General features: G+C 44.0%; 15 protein-coding genes, 5 pseudogenes and 1 riboswitch. Of the genes and pseudogenes, 8 read left to right on the top strand and 12 right to left on the bottom strand.

The annotated features are described in order from the left end of the window. The first annotated feature begins 26 nt into the window (after positions 1-26). Entirely contained in the window at positions 27-1,364 is a 1,338-nt protein-coding gene (locus D368_RS02430; RefSeq protein WP_015418579.1) for an aldehyde dehydrogenase family protein, read from the top strand. 31 nt (positions 1,365-1,395) lie between these two features. On the opposite strand, the gene D368_RS02435 is transcribed toward D368_RS02430, so the two are convergent. Together D368_RS02435 and D368_RS02440 are read right to left on the bottom strand one after the other, a co-directional pair. Next, on the bottom strand, positions 1,396-2,616 hold the full coding sequence (locus D368_RS02435; protein WP_108490858.1) for an outer membrane protein assembly factor BamB family protein: 1,221 nt from the start codon (positions 2,614-2,616) through the stop codon (positions 1,396-1,398). A 130-nt stretch (positions 2,617-2,746) separates the two neighbouring features. Continuing rightward, positions 2,747-3,166 carry a DUF5391 family protein gene (locus tag D368_RS02440; RefSeq protein WP_046560162.1) on the bottom strand — a complete coding sequence of 140 codons (420 nt, stop codon included), beginning with the start codon at positions 3,164-3,166 and terminating at the stop codon, positions 2,747-2,749. A gap of 142 nt (positions 3,167-3,308) precedes the next feature. Here D368_RS02440 and D368_RS02445 point away from each other — a divergent pair, with 142 nt between their 5' ends. The 3 genes and pseudogenes from D368_RS02445 to D368_RS02455 all read left to right on the top strand — a co-directional run bounded on the left by D368_RS02445 (position 3,309) and on the right by D368_RS02455 (position 5,389). Continuing rightward, the gene (locus tag D368_RS02445; RefSeq protein WP_007407855.1) at positions 3,309-3,620 is read left to right on the top strand and encodes an ArsR/SmtB family transcription factor; all 312 of its coding nucleotides are present in this window, start codon (positions 3,309-3,311) and stop codon (positions 3,618-3,620) included. A gap of 78 nt (positions 3,621-3,698) precedes the next feature. Next, positions 3,699-4,865 (top strand): MFS transporter, encoded by a 1,167-nt coding sequence (locus D368_RS02450; RefSeq protein WP_128574523.1) that lies wholly within the window; start codon positions 3,699-3,701, stop codon positions 4,863-4,865. Positions 4,866-4,934: 69 nt separating this feature from the next. Continuing rightward, positions 4,935-5,389 (top strand): annotated as a pseudogene (locus D368_RS02455) (RDD family protein). Between the two features lie 36 nt (positions 5,390-5,425). Here D368_RS02455 and D368_RS02460 read toward each other — a convergent pair. Further along, positions 5,426-6,112 (bottom strand): VOC family protein, encoded by a 687-nt coding sequence (locus D368_RS02460; RefSeq protein WP_128574524.1) that lies wholly within the window; start codon positions 6,110-6,112, stop codon positions 5,426-5,428. A gap of 298 nt (positions 6,113-6,410) precedes the next feature. On the opposite strand from D368_RS02460, the gene ahpC reads away from it, so the two are divergent. Together ahpC and ahpF are read left to right on the top strand one after the other, a co-directional pair. Beyond that, the gene (gene ahpC, locus D368_RS02465; protein ID WP_004393188.1) at positions 6,411-6,974 is read left to right on the top strand and encodes an alkyl hydroperoxide reductase subunit C; all 564 of its coding nucleotides are present in this window, start codon (positions 6,411-6,413) and stop codon (positions 6,972-6,974) included. 13 nt (positions 6,975-6,987) lie between these two features. After that, positions 6,988-8,516 (top strand): annotated as a pseudogene (ahpF, locus tag D368_RS02470) (alkyl hydroperoxide reductase subunit F). Positions 8,517-8,558: 42 nt separating this feature from the next. On the opposite strand, the gene D368_RS02475 reads toward ahpF, so the two are convergent. Together D368_RS02475 and D368_RS02480 are read right to left on the bottom strand one after the other, a co-directional pair. Beyond that, entirely contained in the window at positions 8,559-9,791 is a 1,233-nt protein-coding gene (locus tag D368_RS02475; RefSeq protein WP_102422106.1) for a Fic family protein, read from the bottom strand. A gap of 138 nt (positions 9,792-9,929) precedes the next feature. Beyond that, complete coding sequence (locus D368_RS02480) at positions 9,930-11,276, bottom strand: amino acid permease (protein ID WP_128574525.1); 1,347 nt, start codon at positions 11,274-11,276, stop codon at positions 9,930-9,932. Between the two features lie 145 nt (positions 11,277-11,421). Beyond that, positions 11,422-11,502, bottom strand: a riboswitch (glycine riboswitch). Positions 11,503-11,800: 298 nt separating this feature from the next. On the opposite strand from D368_RS02480, the gene fbp reads away from it, so the two are divergent. Then, positions 11,801-13,726, top strand: a complete 1,926-nt coding sequence (gene fbp / locus D368_RS02485) for a fructose-1,6-bisphosphatase (RefSeq protein ID WP_070082638.1) — start codon at positions 11,801-11,803, stop codon at positions 13,724-13,726. 52 nt (positions 13,727-13,778) lie between these two features. Here the strand turns inward: fbp and D368_RS02490 are convergent, their stop codons facing one another. The 6 genes and pseudogenes from D368_RS02490 to D368_RS02515 form a co-directional block, all read right to left on the bottom strand. Continuing rightward, positions 13,779-14,243, bottom strand: a complete 465-nt coding sequence (locus tag D368_RS02490) for a (2Fe-2S)-binding protein (protein WP_044052762.1) — start codon at positions 14,241-14,243, stop codon at positions 13,779-13,781. Further along, positions 14,236-15,078, bottom strand: coding sequence for an FAD binding domain-containing protein (locus D368_RS02495; RefSeq protein ID WP_128574526.1), 843 nt, complete (start codon positions 15,076-15,078; stop codon positions 14,236-14,238). Before D368_RS02495 ends, D368_RS02490 begins: the two co-directional genes overlap by 8 nt. Beyond that, positions 15,065-17,395, bottom strand: a complete 2,331-nt coding sequence (locus tag D368_RS02500) for a xanthine dehydrogenase family protein molybdopterin-binding subunit (RefSeq protein ID WP_128574527.1) — start codon at positions 17,393-17,395, stop codon at positions 15,065-15,067. The genes D368_RS02495 and D368_RS02500 overlap by 14 nt, the downstream gene beginning before the upstream one ends. A gap of 5 nt (positions 17,396-17,400) precedes the next feature. Further along, positions 17,401-18,020: pseudogene (locus D368_RS02505) on the bottom strand (NTP transferase domain-containing protein). Then, complete coding sequence (locus tag D368_RS02510) at positions 18,017-19,033, bottom strand: XdhC/CoxI family protein (protein ID WP_128574528.1); 1,017 nt, start codon at positions 19,031-19,033, stop codon at positions 18,017-18,019. Before D368_RS02510 ends, D368_RS02505 begins: the two are co-directional and overlap by 4 nt. Before the next feature lie 68 nt (positions 19,034-19,101). Beyond that, positions 19,102-20,117 (bottom strand): annotated as a pseudogene (locus tag D368_RS02515) (FUSC family protein). 245 nt (positions 20,118-20,362) lie between these two features. Between D368_RS02515 and D368_RS19815 the strand changes: the two are divergent. Next, positions 20,363-20,498, top strand: a pseudogene (locus D368_RS19815) (hypothetical protein); the annotation flags it as partial. A 626-nt stretch (positions 20,499-21,124) separates the two neighbouring features. Here the strand turns inward: D368_RS19815 and D368_RS02520 are convergent. Continuing rightward, positions 21,125-22,807: a hypothetical protein gene (locus D368_RS02520; RefSeq protein WP_128574529.1), complete on the bottom strand. Its 1,683-nt coding sequence runs from the start codon at positions 22,805-22,807 to the stop codon at positions 21,125-21,127. Positions 22,808-22,959: the final 152 nt, after the last annotated feature.

Here is a 22,959-nt window from a genome sequence, read left to right on the forward strand (position 1 = left end):
AAAAAGCAACCAGAGGAGGAAGACCGATGGATCAGCATATAAAAGCAGACATCAAACGCGTCTTTGCGCTTCAGAAAAAAAATCAAAAAACGCTGCGTGCTTCAACAGCCGGGCAGCGCAGAGAAAAGCTTCAGCGCTTTTTAGATGCCGTCACCGCACATGAAGAAGAAATCATCGAGGCGATCAGACGGGACGTCCGCAAGCCTTATCATGAGGTGAAAAGAGCGGAAACGCAGGGAACGATCAAGGCGATTAAAGATAATATGAACAATCTCGACACCTGGATGGCGCCGAAACGCGTCGGCTCATCCGTCAGCCCCGGCGCTGACGGCGTATTAATGTACGAGCCAAAAGGCCTTACCTTAATTCTCGGCCCATGGAATTATCCGTTTATGCTGACGATGGCTCCGCTTGCGGCTGCCATTGCGGCGGGCAACAGCGCGATTGTAAAGCTGTCCGATTTTACGATGGAGACGAGCCATATCGCCGCGACAGTTATTCGCGAGGCATTTCACGAAGAAGAAGTCGCCATTTTTGAAGGTGAGGTCGATGTCGCGACAGAACTGCTCGACCAGCCGTTTGACCACATTTTCTTCACCGGAAGCACAAATGTCGGTAAAATCGTCATGACGGCAGCGGCGAAGCATTTGTCGTCCGTCACGCTTGAGCTTGGCGGAAAGAGCCCGACGATCATCGACAGCGGCTATGATATGATGGACGCGGCGAAAAAAATCGCCGTCGGCAAATTTGTCAATGCGGGGCAAACATGTATCGCTCCTGACTATCTTCTTATGAAGGAAGATGTACAGGACACCTTTACAGATCTTCTCCAGACCATTGTCAATGCAGGTTTTATGGAGGATGATCATACGGTTGACCGCAACAAATTCACGCAGATTGTCAACGACCGCAACTTTAACCGTGTCAAAGCTCTGTATGATGATGCCATTGAAAAAGGGGCGAAAACGGCGTTCGGCGGTGTATTTGATGCGCATGACCGCACGATTTCTCCGACCGTGCTGACAAACGTCACGCCTGATATGAAGATCATGCAGGAAGAAATCTTCGCACCGATTCTGCCGATTATGAATTACGAAGATATCAGTGAAGCCGTTGATTACATCACTGAACGGGACAAGCCGCTTGCCTTGTATGTATTCAGCCATAATCAGGAGCTGATCGATTATGTTCTGCAGCATACGACGTCCGGCAATGCTTCTGTCAATGATGTCGTCGTTCATTTCACTGACGTCAACCTTCCGTTCGGCGGTGTCAATACGAGCGGGATCGGTTCATATCACGGTGTGTACGGCTTTAAAGAATTCTCTCATGAAAAAGGCGTATTTATTCAAGCCTCTAAATAAAAAAGAATCCGCGCACGCGGATTCTTTTTTATTATTTTTTTGCCCCGAATGCGAGCAGTTTCGTATAAGTGCCAACGTAGAGCGTGCCGTCTTCAGCCAGAACCGGGGAGGAAATGACATTGCTGTCTGTTTGATAGCGCCATTTTTCATTACCGTCAGCGTCAACCGCATAGACGTTTTTATCGTCAGAGCCGAAGTACACATTGCCGTCCGCATCAATCAGCGGCGCCGTTCTCACAGGCCCATCCGTATAGAAAGACCAGTTCATATTACCGGTTTTGCTGATGGAAAACAGCTCGCCGCTTCCGGAACCGATATACACATTGCCGTTATGGTCGATCGCTAATGAAGAGCTGGAGAAACCATTTAACGGGAACGTCCACTTTACAGCACCCGTTGATGTATAGGCGTATAAGTTGCCGTCCTGGTTTCCGGCGTAAACGGTGCCGTCTCTATCAATAACCGGATAGCCTTTAAACCCGTTGGACGTCGTTTTTGACCATTTCACTTGGCCCGTTCCGGAATTGATCGCGTAAAAGATATTATTATACGTTGCCGTATACAGAGTGCCGTTTGACGCTAACACGGGAGCGGAGCCGACCACGCCGTTTGTTTTAAATTTCCACTTTTGCGTCCATGTCGAAGGCGACGTCGGTTTAATCGCATAGATATAGTTATCCAGCGTCGACACATACAGCGTGCCGTCAGAGCCGATAGCCGCATCGGAACTCGGCGCTCCGCTCAGCGGAACCGATGTTAAAATGTTTCCGGTTTCTTTGTCGATGAAATACAGTTTTTTATCGTGAGAAGGAAGATAAATGACACCGTTTGTTCCGAGCACCGGAGTCAGCGTATAGGTCGTCCCGAGGTTTTCCGTCACCCATTTCACAGTACCGTCCGGATGATACGCCGTCAGCTTCCCGTCTTTTGATTGAATAAATACGGTGCCGTCCCCGTCAACCGCGGCTCCCGCACCGTTTTGAGGGGTGGCCGGAACATTCTTTTCCCATTTTAACGCGCCATCGGCAGTGCTTGTAAACCGGCTTTCCCTTGACCAGTTGAACATCGTCGGAGACATCGCCTGCGCGTCATACCGTCCCGCCAAGAAACCGGATGCCGCATGATTTTGTTTAAATACCGTTTCCGCCGCTTGAGCAGCGGCCGGATGCAGCCATTTTGCCCCCGGCAGATCAGAAACCGCCCCCACAGATAAAACCGCAGCAACCGCAGCGCCGGCCGCCAATGTTTTCATTCGCAATGATGCTGTCTTTTTTTTCAATGTCAGTTCCTCCCGTTTCTATTAAAAACTGCTATACCGCTTTCATCATACCATAATCATCCTATGAAATATTTGTATTTTCGGTAGATTTATAGAACAAATGTCACATAGCCTGCTGATGCTTCGGGGAGGATCGAAACGCGGCAATATACCACACCACATTGACGATGAAAGCCGCGCCTGACCAAACGAAAAGGCCGTAATAAAGAGACAGCTCCTGCCCTAAGGAAATTGCGGTCAATAACGCCACCAACAAGACAGCCGCGCAAATGATAAGCCCGATTCCGCAAAAAACGGCCATGATGATTTTCATGCCACGAACACCGAGAATATACAAAATGAGCGGGACCGCATATATAACAAGGATCTGGCCGACGGCGGCCCACATGCCCGCGGAATTAAAACGATTCGCGTTCGGCCCCGTTTCTGCAAGCGGAGAAAGCGAGACGAGGACCGGCAATAAACAAAACATCAGAGCGGAAAGCAAGGTCACTGCAACCGCACCTTTTTTCTTTTGATTCATGTGAATATCCTCCTGACAATAACCCGGCTTTTTTACCGGTAATCTGATAATATGTTATATTTTAGCACGATATTTAGTTATTTTGAGAATGTTTTGTTAAAAACGAATTTACAAATCCAGAAAAATAGATATAATAAACGTTATGGAACCGATATTGATTCATAAAGCGTTATCTAACAAAACACGAAGTGATATTATGACGTGGCTTAAACACCCGGAAGACCATTTTGATGAAAGACCTTATCTTGATCAGGGACTCAGTTTCCGCACCGGAATTTGCGTCGGTGATATTCAGGCAAAGTCAGGGCTTGCGCAGTCCGTCATCTCCAGCTACCTGCTGACGATGCAAAAAGCCGGCCTGCTGGAATCCGAACGAATCGGAAAGTGGACCTATTACAGAAGAAATGAAAAACAAATTAAAGCCTTTGCTGACTATGTTCAGCACCAGCTATAACCATGAAAGGAGGGCTTTTTTTATTCTAACATATCTATTTTTCTATATATGTAGTTATAAAAGGAGGCATACATAACAATGAAAAAAAGCAGCTCCATCTTCATTCTGTTTTTGGCATTAGGGGTTTTCGGAATTATCACGACCGAAATGGGCATTATCGGCGTTCTTCCGCAAGTGGCGGACAGATTTCATATTTCTGCTTCAAAAGCGGGGTGGCTTGTCAGCATTTTCGCGTTCATCGTTGCTGTGTCGGGACCGTTTTTAACCTTGCTTGCTTCAGGTATAAACCGGAAATACATTCTGCTTTTGGCGGTGCTGATGTTTGCCGTTTCAAATGCGGTCTACGCGTATACGGCGCATTTCAGTGTCATGATGGCGTTTCGGATCATTCCGGCTTTATGCCACCCGGTGTTCTTTTCTGTAGCGCTTGCGGCCGCGGCCCGGCTTGTCCCCGCCGGCCAATCCGGAAAAGCCGTAACGAAAGTCTTTTCAGGCATCACCGCCGGCTTTGCGTTCGGCGTGCCTTTCACGTCTTATCTGGCGGATCGTCTCTCCCTTGAAGCCGCCTTCTTATTCGGCGCTATCATCAGTCTCATCGCGTTCACGGGCATTCTTCTCTTTTTGCCATCCATGCCGGTCACAGAAAAAATGTCTTTCAGTAGCCAGCTCGGCATTCTTCGCAAACCGGCTTTGTGGCTCAATATCGCTGCCGTCACCTGTCTCTTTGCGGCCATGTTTTCCGTCTACAGCTATTTTGCGGAATACCTCGGGCGGGTGTCCCATATGAACGGCACACGGGTCAGCTTCATGCTGATGAGTTTCGGGGTGATTATGATAGCCGGGAATTTCGTCTTCGGTGCTTTGTTATATAAAAATATGAAAAAGACTGTCATCCTGTTTCCGCTTCTTTATACAGCCGCCTACTTGCTCATATACGGGTTTGGGACGTCTTGCGCGCCGATGGCTGTCCTCGTCTTCGTATGGGGCGCCGTTCATTCCGGCGGTCTCATTGTCAGCCAGACATGGCTTACTGCGGAAGCAAAGGAGGCGCCCGAATTCGGCAACAGCCTGTTTGTCTCTTTTTCCAACCTCGGCATCACCATCGGAACGGCGGCGGGCGGCTGGTTTATTTCACATTTGGGAATCCATCAGCTGATGTGGTGCGGCATCATGTTTGCCCTTCTGGCTTTCGGGCTGATCATGGGACGCTTGGCATGGGGAAAGAGGCTGCTCGCAGAAGCCTAAGCTCCGTTGCAAAATCCGGAATGATTACGTATAATATTCCAGATTAAAGCAAGGGAGAGAAAAAGATACATGGAAAGACCGGCAGGATTTTGGATTCGGTTTCTGGCTTACGTCATTGATCAAATCATCATAGGAATTCCGATTTTTATCATTCAATTTATGGTCTCTTTTTATTTGCGGCAGGCGTTGCGGCGGCTGACCCCTTCATGACCGAAAATCAGTTTAACATCTCTTTTCTGGTGTTCGGCGTCATCCCGATTCTTGTGAGCTCTTTTGTAATCAGCATCTTATATTTCAGCCTGCTCACGGCCTCAAAGATGCAGGGGACCCTGGGAAAAGCATTGCTCGGCCTTAAGGTCGTCAATGAAGATGGCGGACGCATTTCCATCGGCCAGGCCTTCGGACGCGCTTTCGCTTATATCATATCTAAGCTCATTCTTTATATCGGATTCATCATGGGTGCCTTCGGAGAGAAAAAAACGCTGCACGACATCATGTGCAGCACCCGGGTTGTTTATAAATAATGTCCCCAAGTCCGGGCCTTTTGAGCCCGGGCTTTTTTATGACGGCTGTGCCCTCCTGATGTCAATGCCGCCTTCTCGGTCAGCCTCAATGCGGATCGACCCGTTCACAATGACAGACAGCGGATGGAACTCCGCATGCTGATCAGAAAAAATCCAGCGGCGGCCGCTCGGCCCTAAAAGCAAAAACGCCCCATCATTGTAATCACCCATAAAATGAAACCCGTTTTCCTTAAGAGGCGCGCCGTCTCTCACCGGTATACCGAAACGCTGCAGCTCCTTCCCCGTCGATACCACCTCGGCAGCCGTCAGATTCACCTCGCCGATATTCAGGACGGACTCAATCGAAAAACGTTCCGCGCTTGCCGGCGATGTGCCTCTCGCGATGAATTCCGCCAGATTGTTGGACGGATCTTTGAAATAAAAGGAACGCGCCTGAATATGAGTGAAATACACTTCATCCTCCCCATCTTCCGTTTGAAAAACGACTTTATCCTTTATCCACGCCTTCGCCTCATCAAAACGATTATTCGGAATGTTAAACGCGAAATGATAATTCGGTTGAGAGTGAGAATCGGCGCGCCTGAATTCCAACTCACTTTCTCCCGCCTTGATGGTAAACGAATCACCGGACTCATCAATTAAAGGAAAACCTAACACCCGTTCATAGAAGTGTTTCGTCTCCTCCAACGCACAACTGTACAAAGTAATGTGATTTATTTGCATGATCATACCCCCTTTGGTTTATACTGCCATATAGAGGGGTGGATTCCTACTGTTTCGATTCACCAATTGAGAATCCCCCTTTCGCCCGGCGCTACACATGACAAACAGCGCCAAACCGCTTATACCAGGCGTTTTTAAATGTCTAAAGCAAAAAAAGCAGAAAATAATACCCCATATAGCTTGACAAAAAATAAATGTTATTTAATAATCTATATATAATTAGAATTATTATTGAAAGATAAAGTGAATGCTTTGTCTTTTTAATATATTTCAAATCACATTTCAGGAGGAAGATATTATGTCTTTAATCGGAAAAGAAGTACTGCCATTCGAAGCAAAAGCTTTCAAAAACGGTGAATTCATCGATGTAACAAACGAAGATTTGAAAGGTCAATGGAGCGTTTTCTGCTTCTACCCAGCAGATTTCTCTTTCGTTTGCCCGACTGAACTTGAAGATCTTCAAGGACAATACGCTGCACTGAAAGAATTAGGTGTTGAAGTATACTCTGTTTCTACAGATACTCACTTCGTACACAAAGGCTGGCATGACAGCTCTGAAAAAATCGGCAAAATCACTTACGCAATGATCGGTGACCCATCTCAAACGATCTCCCGCAACTTCGACGTTCTTGACGAAGAAACTGGTCTTGCTGACCGCGGAACATTCATCATCGATCCTGATGGCGTTATTCAAACAGTTGAAATCAATGCAGGCGGTATCGGCCGTGACGCAAGCAACCTAGTAAACAAAGTAAAAGCAGCTCAATACGTTCGTCAAAACCCAGGTGAAGTCTGCCCGGCTAAATGGGAAGAAGGCGGCGAAACACTTACACCTAGCCTTGATTTGGTAGGTAAAATCTAAGGAGTGCATTCCATTGGTACTTGATGCAAATATCAAAGCACAATTAAATCAATACATGCAGCTAATTGAGAACGACATTGTTCTCAAAGTAAGCGCCGGTGACGATGACACTTCTAAGGACATGCTGGCTCTCGTTGACGAACTGGCTTCCATGTCATCTAAAATTTCAGTTGAAAAAACTGAATTAAACAGAACACCGAGCTTCAGCGTTAATCGTACCGGAGAAGACACAGGCGTTACATTCGCCGGTGTTCCTCTCGGCCACGAATTTACATCATTAGTGCTGGCATTGCTTCAAGTCAGCGGCAGAGCGCCTAAGGCTGATCAAAAGGTCATTGACCAGATTAAGAACATCAGCGGAGAATACCGCTTTGAGTCTTATATCAGCCTGACGTGCCACAATTGCCCTGATGTCGTCCAAGCATTAAACATGATGAGCGTGCTCAACCCGAATATCACACATACAATGATTGACGGCGCGGCATTCAAAGAAGAAGTAGAAAGCAAAAACATCATGGCTGTTCCGACTGTTTTCTTAAACGGTGAATCTTTCGGAAGCGGCCGTATGACCATCGAAGAGATTCTCGCGAAAATGGGCAGCGGCGCAGATGCGTCTGAGTTTGCCGACAAAGAGCCGTTTGACGTTCTTGTTGTCGGCGGCGGACCTGCCGGCGCAAGCGCGGCAATCTACACGGCGCGTAAAGGCATCCGCACCGGTGTCGTCGCTGAACGCTTCGGCGGCCAGGTACTCGACACCATGAGCATCGAAAACTTCATCAGCGTCAAAGCGACTGAAGGACCGAAGCTCGCTGCAAGCCTTGAAGAGCACGTGAAAGATTATGATATTGACGTCATGAACCTTCAGCGCGCGAAACGCCTTGAGAAAAAGACCTCTTCGAACTTGAACTTGAAAACGGCGCTGTACTGAAAAGTAAAACAGTGATCCTTTCAACAGGTGCCCGCTGGCGCAATGTCAACGTACCTGGTGAGCAAGAGTTCAAAAACAAAGGTGTTGCATACTGCCCGCACTGTGACGGACCATTATTTGAAGGCAAAGACGTAGCCGTTATCGGCGGCGGAAACTCCGGAATCGAAGCGGCGATTGACCTTGCAGGTATCGTCAATCACGTGACTGTGCTGGAGTTCGCGCCTGAACTGAAAGCAGACGAAGTCCTGCAAAAACGTCTTTACAGCCTGCCGAACGTCACTGTGCACAAAAATGCACAAACGAAAGAAATCACAGGCGACCAAAACGTAAACGGCATTACGTTCGTTGACCGTGAAACAGGCGAAGAAAAACACGTTGAACTCCAAGGTGTATTCGTCCAAATCGGTCTCGTGCCTAATACAGAATGGTTAGACGAAACCGTCGAACGCAACCGCATCGGCGAAATCATCGTCGATAAGAGCGGCGCGACAAGCGTTCCCGGCCTATTTGCCGCAGGGGACTGCACAGACGGCCCGTACAACCAAATCATTATCTCCATGGGATCAGGTGCAACTGCCGCTTTAGGCGCATTTGATTATTTGATCCGGAATTAATGTGAAAGCCGCCATTCATATGGCGGCTTTTTTAAATATGAATTAAGAAGGCAGTATCTCCTCTAAACAATCCTCGCTGATTTTATAAGATTTTGGCCTTCTGCTTACGAGCTCAACAAATCCTTGCTGTTCTAAATAATCCATTACTCTGTTAATTTTATGTCTCGATTTATTTGAGAGCTCCATTAAATCTTGCACCGACAGCGTAACCTGATCATTTACAAATACATTAATCGTGATAATGATATTAAAAATATCACGTTCATCTTTATAATCAGCCCATTGATCGCTATCAATATAGTTCCTAATTCGTTTCAGTTTCATTAAATTAAATTCAAGATCCTCAATAATCCCTTTTTGTCCTGACAGAAGCAATTCCAGCATATCCATTAAATAAAAAGTCAGCTCTCCCCGGTTTAAAGGTGCGGGAATTTCCTCTAATGCCTTATAATACTTATCTTTGTTCTTATTAACTGCGTAAGAAAAAGTGATGGCTGAATATTTTTCTAAATATCGGGACAAATAACTCCCAACGATAAGGCGTCCTGTTCTTCCATTGCCGTCATAAAAAGGATGAATGTATTCATAGTAGTAATGAGCTGTCATGTAACGATACAGCTGAGGATGTGTTTCATCATGAAGATAAGCAATTAAAGCCTCAAGCGCTTCTGTTATCTTCTGTTCAGAATTGACGCCGATATGGGTGGTCATGTTCCCATCGTTCACTTCAACATAGCCTTTTCTGAACAGCTCACCATCCGGCGCATCTTCTGCTCCGATTTCATCTGCGACCAGCTCGTCGTATAATTCCCTAAAGTCATGAATGCTTGTAAACGACGGAATTCGGTCTATAAATTGATATGTTTTCATCAATCCGACAAACCGCTTATGTGAGGGCTCGGATTGTTCTAACGCTTTAAGAGCCTCTTTCAATTCTTTTTTTGTACTGCGAATTCCTTCAATTTCATTATTACTCTGTGCTTCATTAATAATTAATTTATCAAAATAAGGTTTGACGGCAAATTCGGGGAGCTGACTGATAAGGGATGAAATTTTGGAACTGTTTAACAACACTTCATTATTCAGCTTCATGAGACTATGTGTATTTACATAGAATAGCTCAAATGAATCGTCCGTGGGTCGGCCTTTTCGGAACCCCCGTATGTTTAATGATGTTGAATAACTGCCATAGCTGCTTGTTCTCTTTTTAAATTCTTTCTCATATGAATCAGCATCCATTTTATAAAAAAGCTTAGATAACTTCTCATACTTCATATCATCACCTCGCTTAATTTAAAATTATACACTTTTTTAAATTATACAATCATTATAGCCTGATTTCTAACAAATATTCTCGCTTTCCAATCAAAACAAAAACGGCATACTGCATGGCAGTACACCGTCTGAAGCCATTCAATCTGTCTTTCTCCCTCTCGCCCGATAGATGAGAAATAATCCAATAAACCACAGCGGCGTCATCAGCAAAGCCGGGCGCGTCGCATCCGCAAACAGCATAATCACCAGAATGACGGCAAACAGCGACAGCACGGCGTAATTGATAAACGGTGCAAACGGCGCCTTGAAAGACGAGCTTGCGTGTAAGTCCGGACGGGTTTTCCTGTATCTGATATGACAGACAAGAATCACGCCCCACACCCAAATGAAACAAATCGCGCTGATGGTGGTCACGATGCCAAAGGCCGCTTCCGGTATCAATTTGCTTAAAAGAGCACCAGCTGACAGCACAATAACCGATATCCATAATGCGCGGCTCGGCACATGATTTTTATTCAGCTTCGCAAAACTTGCCGGCGCCTGTTTCGTTTTGCTTAAGTTATACAAAATCCGGCTTGTTGAAAACATCCCGCTGTTACAAGCAGAAGCGGCAGACGTTAATACGACAAAATTAATAATTCCCGCGGCCAACGGAATGCCGACCAGACTGAAGGTCTTTACAAAAGGACTTTCCGTTGCATTCAGCTGCATCCACGGGTTAATACATAAAAGAATGAGCAATGCCCCGACGTAGAAAAATAAAATCCGCAATGGAATTTTATTGATAGCGGACGGAATATTTTTTTTCGGATTTGACGTTTCCGCCGCCGACACACCCACTAATTCCACACCGACATAGGCGAAGATCACCATCTGGAACGAAAGCAAAAAGCCTGAAAATCCGTTCGGGAACAAGCCGCCGTGCTCCCACAGATTCGCCGCTGAAACCGTTCCGGTATGCGTTTTGAACCCAATCACCAGCAGAACCACCCCGATGATAATTAACGCGAGAATCGTGACTACCTTAATTAAGGCGAACCAAAACTCCAATTCTCCAAAAATCTTAACCGTTAACAGATTAAGCCCTAATAAAATGAGCAAACAGATAAGTGCCGGAATCCACTGCGGAATATCAAACCAATATTTCACATACACACCGACGGCGATCACATCCGCCATAGCCGTCATAATCCAGCAAAACCAATAGGTCCAGCCGGTGACAAACGCTGCACGCGGTCCTAAATACGCCTCGGCTATATCCGTTAATGATTGGTACCCCGCTTTAGATAACAGCAGTTCTCCCAGCGCCCGCATGACGAAAAAAAGCGCAATACCTACAATAAAATACGCAAAGATGATAGAAGGACCCGCCAGCTGAATCGCCTTACCGGACCCTAAAAACAATCCGGTGCCGATCGTGCCGCCAATGGCGATCAGCTGCACGTGCCGATTCGATAAGTCCCTCTTTAGCTCTCGCTGCTCCACATCTGACTCCTCCTTACCTCTCTAGTGAACGACGAGCAAAAAAAGCCAATAAAAAAAGAGATTGGATGCCCTCCAATCTCATGGTCATAAGAATATCAAATTATATTTGCGCCGCTGACAATCAACAGCATGACAAATACATATTCGGTACTCTTCTGTCCTTTTGCCTGAGATTGTGAACCCTTCGGCGCCGCGGAAAACCCGCGGTCTCTCCAGAAGCCGCTCCTGCTGTAGTGCGACCCACAGCAATCATAGCCTGCTACGTATTAAGTTTCCGATAGAAATAACTATCAGCTAACTTTTTATTTTAATGGAAGTTGAATTCATTGTCAATAGGGGGATGAGCTCACGGCGTTATCCCGGTCCAATTTTCGATGCCTGAAGCGCCGTATTTTCCGTTTTCATTGTCTCAAAAAGGCGTTATGCGGTACTATCATATAAGGTCTAATCATTTAAACATTATGTCATACTTTAAATTCACTTTATCATACAATTGCTCGTAAATAAAAAGGGGATGGACGAGATTGGAAACCAAATATTTAGATCTGCTCGCACAAAAATACGATTGTGAAGAAAAAGTGGTCACGGAAATCATTAATCTGAAAGCGATACTGAACCTGCCGAAAGGAACCGAGCATTTCGTCAGTGATCTGCACGGGGAGTATCAGGCATTCCAGCACGTGCTGCGGAACGGTTCAGGAAGAGTAAAAGAGAAGATCCGCGATATTTTCAGCGGCGTCATTTACGATAGAGAAATTGATGAACTGGCGGCTTTGGTCTATTACCCGGAAGACAAACTGAAGCTGATCAAACATAACTTTGATACGAAAGAGGCATTAAACGAGTGGTATAAAGAAACGATTCATCGGATGATTAAGCTCGTTTCTTATTGTTCTTCCAAGTACACCCGATCCAAATTGCGCAAAGCACTGCCCGCCCAATTTGCTTATATTTCCGAAGAGCTGCTGTACAAAACAGAACAAGCCGCCAACAAGGAACAATACTACTCCGAAATCATAGAACAGATCATTGCGCTCGGCCAGGCCGATAAGCTGATCACCGGTCTTGCCTACAGCACGCAGCGATTGGTGGTCGACCATCTGCATGTTGTCGGCGATATTTACGACCGCGGACCGCAGCCGGATAAAATCATGGAAGAACTGATCAACTATCATTCAGTGGATATTCAATGGGGGAATCATGATGTTCTCTGGATAGGCGCTTATTCCGGCTCAAAAGTATGTCTGGCAAATATTATCCGCATCTGTGCCCGCTATGACAATCTGGACATTATTGAAGACGTTTACGGCATCAATCTGAGACCTCTATTGAACCTTGCCGAAAAATATTACGATGATAACCCGTCTTTCCGCCCGAAAGCGGACGAAAACAGACCGGAAGATGAGATTAAACAAATCACAAAAATTCATCAGGCGATCGCGATGATCCAATTCAAGCTTGAGAGCCCGATTATTAAGAGACGGCCGAACTTTAATATGGAAGAACGGCTGTTACTGGAAAAGATTGATTATGACCGCAATGAAATTACGCTGAACGGAAAAACGTATCAACTGGAAAACACCTGCTTTGCGACGGTGAATCCCAAACAGCCTGACGAGCTGCTAGAAGAAGAAGCAGAAGTCATGGACAAGCTGCTGTTTTCTGTCCAGCACTCCGAAAAGCTGGGCCGCCATATGAATTTTATGATGAAAAAAGGCAGCCTGTATCTGAAATATAACGGCAACCTGTTGATTCACGGCTGTATTCCCGTCGATGAAAACGGCAGCATGGAAACGATGATGATAGAGGATAAAGCTTATGCGGGCCGTGAGCTGCTCGATGTATTTGAACGGTTCTTACGGGAAGCGTTTGCCCATCCGGAAGAAACCGATGATCTGGCGACAGATATGACGTGGTACTTATGGACAGGCGAATACTCCTCCCTCTTCGGAAAACGGGCCATGACAACCTTTGAGCGGTATTTCATTAAAGAGAAGGAAACGCATAAAGAAAAGAAAAACCCGTATTACTATTTGCGTGAAGACGAGGCAACCTGCCGAAACATCCTGAAGGAATTCGGCCTCAATCCGGATCACGGCCATATCATCAACGGCCATACACCGGTAAAAGAAATCGAAGGCGAAGATCCGATCAAGGCAAACGGAAAAATGATCGTCATCGACGGCGGCTTCTCCAAAGCCTACCAATCCACAACAGGCATCGCCGGCTACACGCTCTTATACAACTCCTACGGCATGCAGCTCGTCGCCCATAAACACTTTAACTCCAAGGCCGAAGTACTGAGCACCGGAACCGACGTCTTAACGGTGAAACGATTAGTCGACAAAGAGCTGGAGCGGAAGAAAGTAAAAGAAACAAACGTCGGTGAAGAACTGCTGAAAGAAGTGGCGATTTTGGAGAAGCTGCGGGAGTATCGGTATATGAAGTGAAGAATATGGAGTTCAGAGATAATTCTCTGAGCTCTTTTTTTACGGTTGCGAACTAAGAAGTCCCTTTCCCTGTATGTAAAACGGATTTAACCGCTTCTTCAATCTCCCTGTAACCCGTACATCTGCAAATATTGGACTCCAGCCAATTTTTTATCGTGTCATCACTTGCATTCGGCTCAGTATTCACTAAAGCATGACAATTCATGAGAAAACCCGGTGTGCAATAACCGCATTGAAACGCGAATTTTTCAATAAAAGCCTTTTGAATCGGCGTATTGATCAGTCCTTCAATTGTCGTAATATCCTTTCCTTCCCCTTCTGCCGCAAGCATTAAGCAAGATTTCATCGGTACCCCGTCCGTTAATACCGTACAGGCGCCGCAATCCCCATTTAAGCATCCCGGTTTTGCACCAGTTAATCCGAGACGAAGACGAAGAGCAAATAACAAAGTATCAGCCGGTCTGACCGTCATCTGTCTTTCCTCGCCATTTACTTTCAACGTAATAAGATCAGACATTTGGACCTCCTTCTAATTCCCGTAAGGCATCTAAAATTGTATGTTGCAAGACAAATATTCGGTATTCACTTGAGCCTTCCGTATCATCAAGAACGGGTTTGGGTACATACTGTAAAGACCTGCACGCTCTATCTTCTAATGAATAGCTTTTATCGTTAAGCACAGCCTCCATTTCAGCAGAACGAAACGGAAATGGACATACGCCGCTGAAGGCCATTCTGATCTCATCATCTTTTTTCAGCGCACAGACTGTCACCAATGGATACCCGACATTCCACTGCTGTCTTCTTTTGATACTGACAAACGGCAGGTCAACGTACGCTCGATCGACAACGATATGAAATAGAAAATCTCCTTTTCGCAATTGTATTTCCTTGTTAAATACTTTATTTATAGGATGGTAATGAATCCCCGCTCTCCCTGCAATCCCTAGCAAACTATCAGAAATCAGCAACGGCAGCACGGCCTCACGGTAGTAGATGCCCCCGCAAATGTTTCCGCCCAGGCTGATCTTATTTCGAGTCGTCCGATCGGCTATTTCACTTACTGTTTTACTTAATAGCGGAAATGGATTTTCTTCCTCCAGTTTCGTTAATGACACGCCCGCTCCGATCACCAGATAACGTTCATAAAAACGGATGGCGTGAAATTCCGGAAGCGCGTTCATATCTATCACCGCATCCGTATAGACGATATTCAGCCTTCCTAACGTGATAATTTCCGTGCCGCCGGAATAATACATTGGTGTTTTCTTTTCGGCCGCAAGCGAGTGAAATAGATTGATTGTTTCTTGAATGGTCTTCGGTTTAAAATAGTCAAAATCAAACGGTATCATCTTTCCACCCCTCTTGCGTCCTCCATAATTGTTCGGGAATGAGAGGAAGTTGATTCAATTGGACACCTAAAGCGGCGGAAAGGCAATTTCCCAATGCGGCCGGCATCCCCAGCAGTCCGTGTTCCCCTCCGCCGCGCGCTCCATAAGGCGCAATCTCATGCGGGGTTTCAACAAATTCAATGATATATTCAGGCTGCTCTCCATAGTGAAGGGGGCGGTATGTTCTAAGCTGAGGATTTAATACTCTGCCATATGAATCAAATACAAATGTTTCTCTTCCTCCGAATGCGATTCCCATACTCATCCCCCCCATCACTTGACCCCTTGCAGCTTTTTCATTCAATACTGTTCCTATATCCACAACAGAATAGGCTTTTGTAATCCGATACGTATAATCCCGTTTATCCAACTCAACTTCAATTCCCTGAGCACCGACAGCCCACTCGGGTCCCGGCTTTCCTCTTCCCGTTTCCCGGTCTAAATTCGTCATCCGGGTTAATGTGTAATTGCCGCTCGCAATGATTTGGCCGCCAATGGTATTTCCATTCGGAAACGTATATCCGTAAGCAATGTCTTTTATGTCAACATGTACAGAAGGATGATCTATAAAATAAACCTTTCCGTCGGCCACTTCCAATTCCTCGACAGGAACCCGCAACACACATGATGCCGCGTCCTTCAGCTTTCGAATGGCTTCCTCCGCTGCATTCAGTACGGCTTTTCCGGCCATTAACGTCCCTCTGCTCCCCACGGTTTTCCAATGCTCGGGTGTTGTTTGTGTATCTACAAGCATTTTTACGTGAATTTTGCTTATATCCATTTTCATTCGTTCCGCCAGGATTTGGGCTAGCACTGTTTTTGTCCCTGCTCCAATTTCCACTACCCCTGACATCAAATTAATGCTTCCATCGGGATTAAAGGTTAAAATCACTCCGGACGTTGCATTTGTATCAAATGTTGAGGTTTTCCAAATACAGCTGATTCCCTTCGCCCGTATCTTCCGGCCGTCGATTTCAATTCGCTGTCCCTCGTCCCAATTCATTAATTCCTTCAATCTTTCAATACATTTCGGTACATTTCCGACCGTGCTTGAATTGAGAAGAACTTGAGTCGGTGTGGTGTCACCGGGGCGAATGGCATTTTTATAGCGGAGTTCTAACGGGTCCATGTTCAGCTTTTCCGCCAATACATCCATCGTCCGCTCAAAAGCAAATAACACTTCAGCATGGCTGTAGCCCCTGAATGCACTTGGATATGGATGATTCGTATACATACAATATGAATCACACGATATATGGTCGATAGCGTACGGACCCGTACAATCAACCACCGCAGCCCGGCTGATGTCCACTCCTTTATCAGAGTATGCTCCGCCATCAAATAAAAGCTGAATGTCCGCCGCCTTTAAAATTCCATCCTTTGTGGCCCCTAATTTGACAATGGCATCCAATCCTACATGAACGGGAGATGTGATCATATCCTCTTCTCTCGTATTAAACAATTTGACGGGCCGGCCTCCGACTGCTTTTGATGCCAAATAGGCAATCACCTCTAACTGAACGGCTGCTTTTCCCCCGTACGCCCCGCCTACTAAAGGCGTTTTGACGATAACCTTTCCGGGTTCAATTCCAAAATACCACTGCATTAATTTTTTAATGGCAAAAGGAGCTTGAGAGGATGTGGTAATGATAATCTCCTCATCCGCCCGAATTTCAGCGATCGAGCATCTTGTCTCCATCGCAGCGTGATCAGAAGGGTTAAAGGAAATCTGGAATTCTGCTGTCACATCACTTTCCCTAAATCCGTCTTCAATATTTCCTTTTCTAACCTTATCCAGGTTTGCGATATTTGTCTTCGGAACCGGGAATACACCTTTTGTCTTCTCATAGCGGTCCGCATGTTCATGAACGAGCGGCGCATCCTTTTGAAAGGCCTCACGGGGGGAATTGACGATGGGAAGAGGTTTATAGGATACTTTGATGGCATCCGCGGCCTTTTTAGCTGTAATCGGATTTTCCGCAACAACAACAGCAACCGGCTCACCATGGTATCTGACCCTTTTGTAAGCAATCGGCGATCTGTCTTTAATTTCCTCACCTGCAAGCGGAAAAGGTTCATCCCCCAATATCGCTCTCACACCGGGAATCTTCCAAGCTTCTGAAAAGTCCATCGACACAATATCGGCATGAGCATATGGACTGGTCAGCATTTTTGCGTGCAACGTCCCTGTTTCTTGAAAATCATCCGTATATTTCGCTTTACCCGTCACTTTTTCAAGGGCCTCTTTCCGAATGACACTCTTCCCGATATACTCCAACTCATTCACTCCCCGAATTTATTCAGCAGCAGCGTATAATCTTCAACTGTATCGACGTCATAAAAAAGCAAAGGGTCTTGAAAGCTGATCATTTTTCCCGCCTTGATCATACTTTCACGGATCACATGCCGGGCGCCCTGATCTCCCTTTAACTGATGCAATACCGGGAAACATTGATTTGAGAATAAAATAGGGGGCATAGGAAGATGCTGATTTTCAGCGGCGATAAATAAATAGCGGCGCTCCTTTTGATAGGAATCAATTAACGTATTGATGATATCTGAGGTGACAAACGGCTGATCTGCAAGGAGAATGATAACGGCGTCAGCCTCGTACGCTGCCGCTTTTTGTAAACCGCATAGTATAGAATGGCCTTGGCCCTTACCCGCTTGCTCACATTCTGCCTGGCTCCACTTATTTGACATAGGGGATAAAAAGAAAATTCCGAAAGCCAATGCAGTGAATCTCCCTTTCCCGTAATAACGAAAATATGATCTAATTCAGATAACAAAGCATGTTTAAGCGCCATACTTCCGAGGGAGACGCCATTGAGAACTAAACTTCGCTTATCCGTCCCCATGCGTCTGCTTGTACCGGCTGCCAGATAAATGCCTGCTGTTTTCATAGGCGAGACCTTTGTTTTCGCATTTCTTTAATCATCTCGCCGACAATACTTACAGCAATCTCTTCAGGGCCTTGTGCCCCGATGGGAAGGCCGATAGGGGAATGAATATCTGCCGGAATCTCTGCCCCGCCTAACAGCCGCTCCGTGCGCCTTCTGGGGCCTAAAACGCCTTTATAAAACACATTCTCGTTTTTTATTGTATGTAAAATGATTTGATCTTTTTGAAAGCTGTGCGTCATAATGACAACAAAATCCCTTTTTGTCATGCTCAGGCCTTCCATGACTTCTTCCGGCGCTCCCGTTATCAAATGGCCGGCTTCAGGAAAATGCCCGTGATGACATAAGGCGGGACGCCAGTCAATCACCGTCACATGAAAGCCCGCACGAGCCGCCAACGAAACTAACGGCCTCGCATCTTCTCCTGCTCCGAAGACATATAAACAAGGTTTTGGCACCATCTGATGGATAAAAAATAAATCAGAGGTATGTTCATCCCTTTTGATTCCCTTTTCCGTCTGTCTCAGTTGTTGAATACACCCCGGTTCCATCACATCCCCGGTTCCAAACACGCTGCCGTCTTCAGCGATATACAGATCTTCCTCCGGCTCTAACGTTTCAGTGAATCGTTTCAGTCGGGTCACAGACTTTTTTTCATCTAAGCATGTCTTGACTGTCATCAGGTGTCGTTCCAATTCCCCTTTTACAGGCTCAAGCAACACCGTCAAAACACCATTACAGCCAACGCCCTGTCCCCAGGATAAATCGTCTTCCGCACTCATATCAAAGCGGACAATCAACGGCTCTCCCGCAGACCAGACCTGCTCTGCCCTTTCAACGAGATCTTCTTCCAGACAACCGGCGGATAACATGCCGACTCTTGTTTTGTCCTCTAAAATCAGCATGGAGGCGCCTTCTTTCTTATAAGCGGACCCCTCTGTTTGAATAATGGTAGCCAGTACCTTAGCTTTTTTAGAAGTGGCGATGACATCCAAAATCCGGTGTATATCATCCATTTCATGTCCCCCGTTTTACCTGATCATATCTGCATCTGTATATCCGTATTCTATAATTCCAGAAAACATTACAAACGCTTCAGCAATTTCTTCGTTTCTAAAAAAAAAGAGTCTTTATAGACCTTATGACCGGGCGGCGGTTGCGACAGCAAGTCGGAGCGGAGAGATTCCAATAACACGTTCTGTTCCTTCTGTTTCCGATTGTCTGTTTCACCCTCCTGTATGCCTTTAAAACCCGCAAAATATTCACTTAACACTTGTAAATTATTCCCCAGCTCCCTTTTGTCACTTGAAGATAAAGCTCCTTCTTTTTCCCATTCTTTTAACGTTTTCACTATATTTGACAGATATTCAAATCCGGCGTTCAACTTTTGCATCTCTATTTGATAGCTTGAAATGATGTTTTTATGTTTTTTCTGACGGGGTTGAATTTTAAGCTGTCAGAGGCTGTTTGCAGCATCTCTTTTGTCATATGCAGCTCCTGCAGAAGATGGTTCATTTTATATTCCATAAGATTCCCTTTTCCTTGTCCCCACTCTGATTGCACCCATTTGGAAAGGTCTGAAAGTGTGCCGGAAAGCTGACGGGCCAATGTTTGAAAAGAGTCCGCTGCCTTTTTTGTGTAGTCGGGCGGAAAAAGGAACATGTGAATCAGAATCGCGATGATGACGCCGATCACCGTATCGATGATTCGGTCGAATGCATAATCTTTAGAGTTCCGTTCAAACGTAAAGACCAATAAAATGGTGAGCGCTACCTGATGCAGAACCGTTACATCTATTCGTAACCACTTCGCTATGTAAGTACCGCCTAATAGGAACAGCCCCAGCATCCAGCCATTCATTGGCAAGTGACTGACAAGAAAGGACGTTAGCATGATCCCAATCGCAGTTCCCGCAATACGATGAAAAGAAAAGCGAATCGACTGATCTATCGTTGGCTGCAAACATAAGATAACAGACAGAGGCGCTAAATAGGGGTGATCAGAGCCCGCCAGTTTTGCCGCTTCCCAAGAAACCGCAGATGCAATCGCCATCTTCCAAACCAAAGATGTTTTGTTTTGGATTTTTTCACTTTTCATCATACGCCCCCTCCTTTCAGAAACCTTTTCCACTAGTTTTCCGTGACGGAAAGGGATTTATACTGTTGTATGGGAAATGCGGAAGAAGCTGTTGTTCAAAAGGGGGTTCTTGAATGACAGCTTCTGTTTGGGGAGTGGGAAATATCGGTAAGTGATGTATTATTGCATTATTGAGGACTTCATGCAGTAAATGGGCTTTAAGAAACATGGGGCGGCAGGTTGTTCGGGACGGGAGCTACAATCAATTTAAAGAAAGCGAAGGAGAAGATCCGATCAAAGCAAACGGAAAAAAATGACTTCTCCAAAGCCTGCAACAGACATGGGTTATACAACTCCTACGGCATGCAGCTCGTCTCCCACAGCCACTTTAACCCAAAGGCTGACAGCTTTATATTATTAATTGTTGAAAATTGGGTCGGAGTATCCCGTAGTTAGAAATGAGATTGAAGTGCTCGTTTTTCTTATTCTAGTGCCTGCTCCAAAATTATCAGTAACATATAATCCAATACCGTACCAAATGAAAACAACACTAATAATAAAGGCAATTGTTGCTCCTACTATTGCTAGGTAAAATCCAATAAAAACAATCTTAGAAACAACATATTCAGAAAGGCCCCTATTTTGGCAATTCCTTGTTGAAATTGAACTGATCACAAGAGGGAAAATCATCTTATTATCGACCAAGTTCAATAGTAAATCCAAAATAGTAAATTTTATTAATGGAGAACTATAGGGTCTTATTAATTCAAATAATGGAAAAGCTGACGAGGGCAATATAGCCACGTCAGCCTTTTCTTTTGATAATATAAATTTCTTCTATTTGTTATGGCAATCTAAAAACCCACCAAAAAGAACGATATTTCAAGTTTGGTTCTTGAATAGATTTACCTTAAAGTTCAAAGAGGAAAACCATTAGATCAACTTATTTCGTTTTGAAAAAAGAAATCGGTCTAATTATGGTAGATATAACCATAGTTAATATATCGTCGGAAAAACTATTCAGTTTATCTTTAATATTTTAGATACCTTTTTTTATGATTTTTACCAGCGTTATATAGTATTTCACGTAAATTTGATTTTAACGGTTCTTTGTTTATTTCTAACAAGGGTAGTAACTTATTTTCAACAAATTTTTCGGTAGATATATTTCCTAATATATCATTAAAGTTATTCATTTTCCTACTTCTAAGTTTTCCCAACAAGAAATCTATTGCATCTTCTGATAACCTGTCAGTTGTTACACTTGAAATTTGACTTATTACAAATTCTGACAAAAAGTCCCTATATTCACAGTTCTCTAAATTAAATAACCGTAATATCTTTTCTTGTACATCTATATCGGTATTATTAATAATAAATTCGCCAGTAATCATTAAATAATAATCATTATCTTTTGTCTTAAGTGGCAATTTTTCTAGTAGCAACTCAATAGTAGTAAAAGATAATTCTAATTTGTATGTTTTTGAGTTTTCGTTAAAATAGTTTCTGAAACTCTCCAATATCCTATGAATATCTTCAAATTCACATACTTGAATAAATTCTTCCAGCAGTTTTTCTTTACCTTTCCAATTAAGTTCCTTAAATCTCCTCAAAATATTCAGATTATCAGTCTGAATTTTATTCATAATTATATTTCTATACTGATTCCAAAACAATTCCTCTTCTTCTCTTCTTATACAGTATAGTAGAGCTAATTTGTTGACCCCAATTAGAAATTTATGTTTCTGTTTAAAATAGTCCCTAATTTCGGGAAAATGGGATAAATCGTTTAATACTTCTAACGCCCATTCTCCCTCTTCTTCAAGATTTAAAAAAGTAATAATATTTTCTATAAATCTATCGCGATATATTATTTCCTTATTAAATTCAATTTCAGTAAACCTTAAAAACATGTGAATTGGGAAAATAGCCTCTTTATTCCCTTTTTCAATAAGCGAAACCAATACTTTTAAAGAGTCCTCAGATTCTATGTCCTTTAATACTGTACAAAAAATAGACAATTGAATATTATTTAAATTTTCTATAGAACCAAAAATAGTATTTAAATCCTCAAAATTAAAGTTACTCAGAACTTTTTCCAACCCCTCAAGTAACCCCATAACTTCATCTTCATCATCGAAATCATTTAAGTAGTTAACTAATTTTTTGACTTCATCTATTTTTAATTCATCTTTTAAAAGGATTCCTAATGTTTGTCCAAAGTTAAAATCATCTCGATGTGCAAATAATGCATCATAAAACATACTTTTATATTTATAACGATATAAATCATCCAACAGATTTGCTGCTGAAGCTCCCAGCAAATTACCTAAGAAAAATAATTTTTCTAATAACGGTATATGTTCGTCACTTACCGGTAAATCAGTTAAATGATGCGATAATTGCGTGTAATATTCAAAATTATAATTACTACTATTATTTAATATGTATTCAAGAATTTCTTGAATAATTCGCCCTCGGTCACTATCAAGGTACTTTACCGCCTTAATTGATAGAATAATATCTCTTTCGAATATTTGATTAATAAAACTATTCCCCTCAATCTCTTCCAGAAAACCTATTGTTAAAAATAAAGCTTGATCCCACCTTGTATTATTTAAAATATGTTCTATCATACTAGGATTATTCTTATAAAGTCTTGACAACTCCCTAGCTGCAAGAAACTCAGTAATGGACTGATGGAAGAATGACATATTTGAGCCTGCTGAGGTAATAAAAATTCCTTTTTAATTAACCAGTTAATAAACTGATTAGTATAAGTAAACTCATTCTTCATGTCTTTTATCTTTTGTTCTGTGAAAATTTTTACAACATCGATGTGTATTTTTTCATGTCCTTTATCAAT

The organism is Paenibacillus lentimorbus NRRL B-30488 (assembly GCF_000411595.1).
Taxonomy (GTDB): domain Bacteria; phylum Bacillota; class Bacilli; order Bacillales; family Bacillaceae; genus Bacillus; species Bacillus velezensis.

Excerpts from the sequence above, each read along its gene's own strand:
- D368_RS02440 (WP_046560162.1), bottom strand. The coding sequence starts at position 3,166 with ATGAATCAAAAGAAAAAAGGTGCGGTTGCAGTGACCTTGCTTTCCGCT.
- D368_RS02430 (WP_015418579.1), top strand. The coding sequence starts at position 27 with ATGGATCAGCATATAAAAGCAGACATCAAACGCGTCTTTGCGCTTCAG.
- D368_RS02450 (WP_128574523.1), top strand. The coding sequence starts at position 3,699 with ATGAAAAAAAGCAGCTCCATCTTCATTCTGTTTTTGGCATTAGGGGTT.
- D368_RS02460 (WP_128574524.1), bottom strand. The coding sequence starts at position 6,112 with ATGCAAATAAATCACATTACTTTGTACAGTTGTGCGTTGGAGGAGACG.
- D368_RS02445 (WP_007407855.1), top strand. The coding sequence starts at position 3,309 with ATGGAACCGATATTGATTCATAAAGCGTTATCTAACAAAACACGAAGT.
- D368_RS02490 (WP_044052762.1), bottom strand. The coding sequence starts at position 14,243 with ATGTCTGATCTTATTACGTTGAAAGTAAATGGCGAGGAAAGACAGATG.
- D368_RS02510 (WP_128574528.1), bottom strand. The coding sequence starts at position 19,033 with ATGGATGATATACACCGGATTTTGGATGTCATCGCCACTTCTAAAAAA.
- D368_RS02520 (WP_128574529.1), bottom strand. The coding sequence starts at position 22,807 with ATGTCATTCTTCCATCAGTCCATTACTGAGTTTCTTGCAGCTAGGGAG.
- ahpC (WP_004393188.1), top strand. The coding sequence starts at position 6,411 with ATGTCTTTAATCGGAAAAGAAGTACTGCCATTCGAAGCAAAAGCTTTC.
- D368_RS02475 (WP_102422106.1), bottom strand. The coding sequence starts at position 9,791 with ATGAAGTATGAGAAGTTATCTAAGCTTTTTTATAAAATGGATGCTGAT.
- D368_RS02435 (WP_108490858.1), bottom strand. The coding sequence starts at position 2,616 with ATGAAAACATTGGCGGCCGGCGCTGCGGTTGCTGCGGTTTTATCTGTG.
- D368_RS02495 (WP_128574526.1), bottom strand. The coding sequence starts at position 15,078 with ATGATACCGTTTGATTTTGACTATTTTAAACCGAAGACCATTCAAGAA.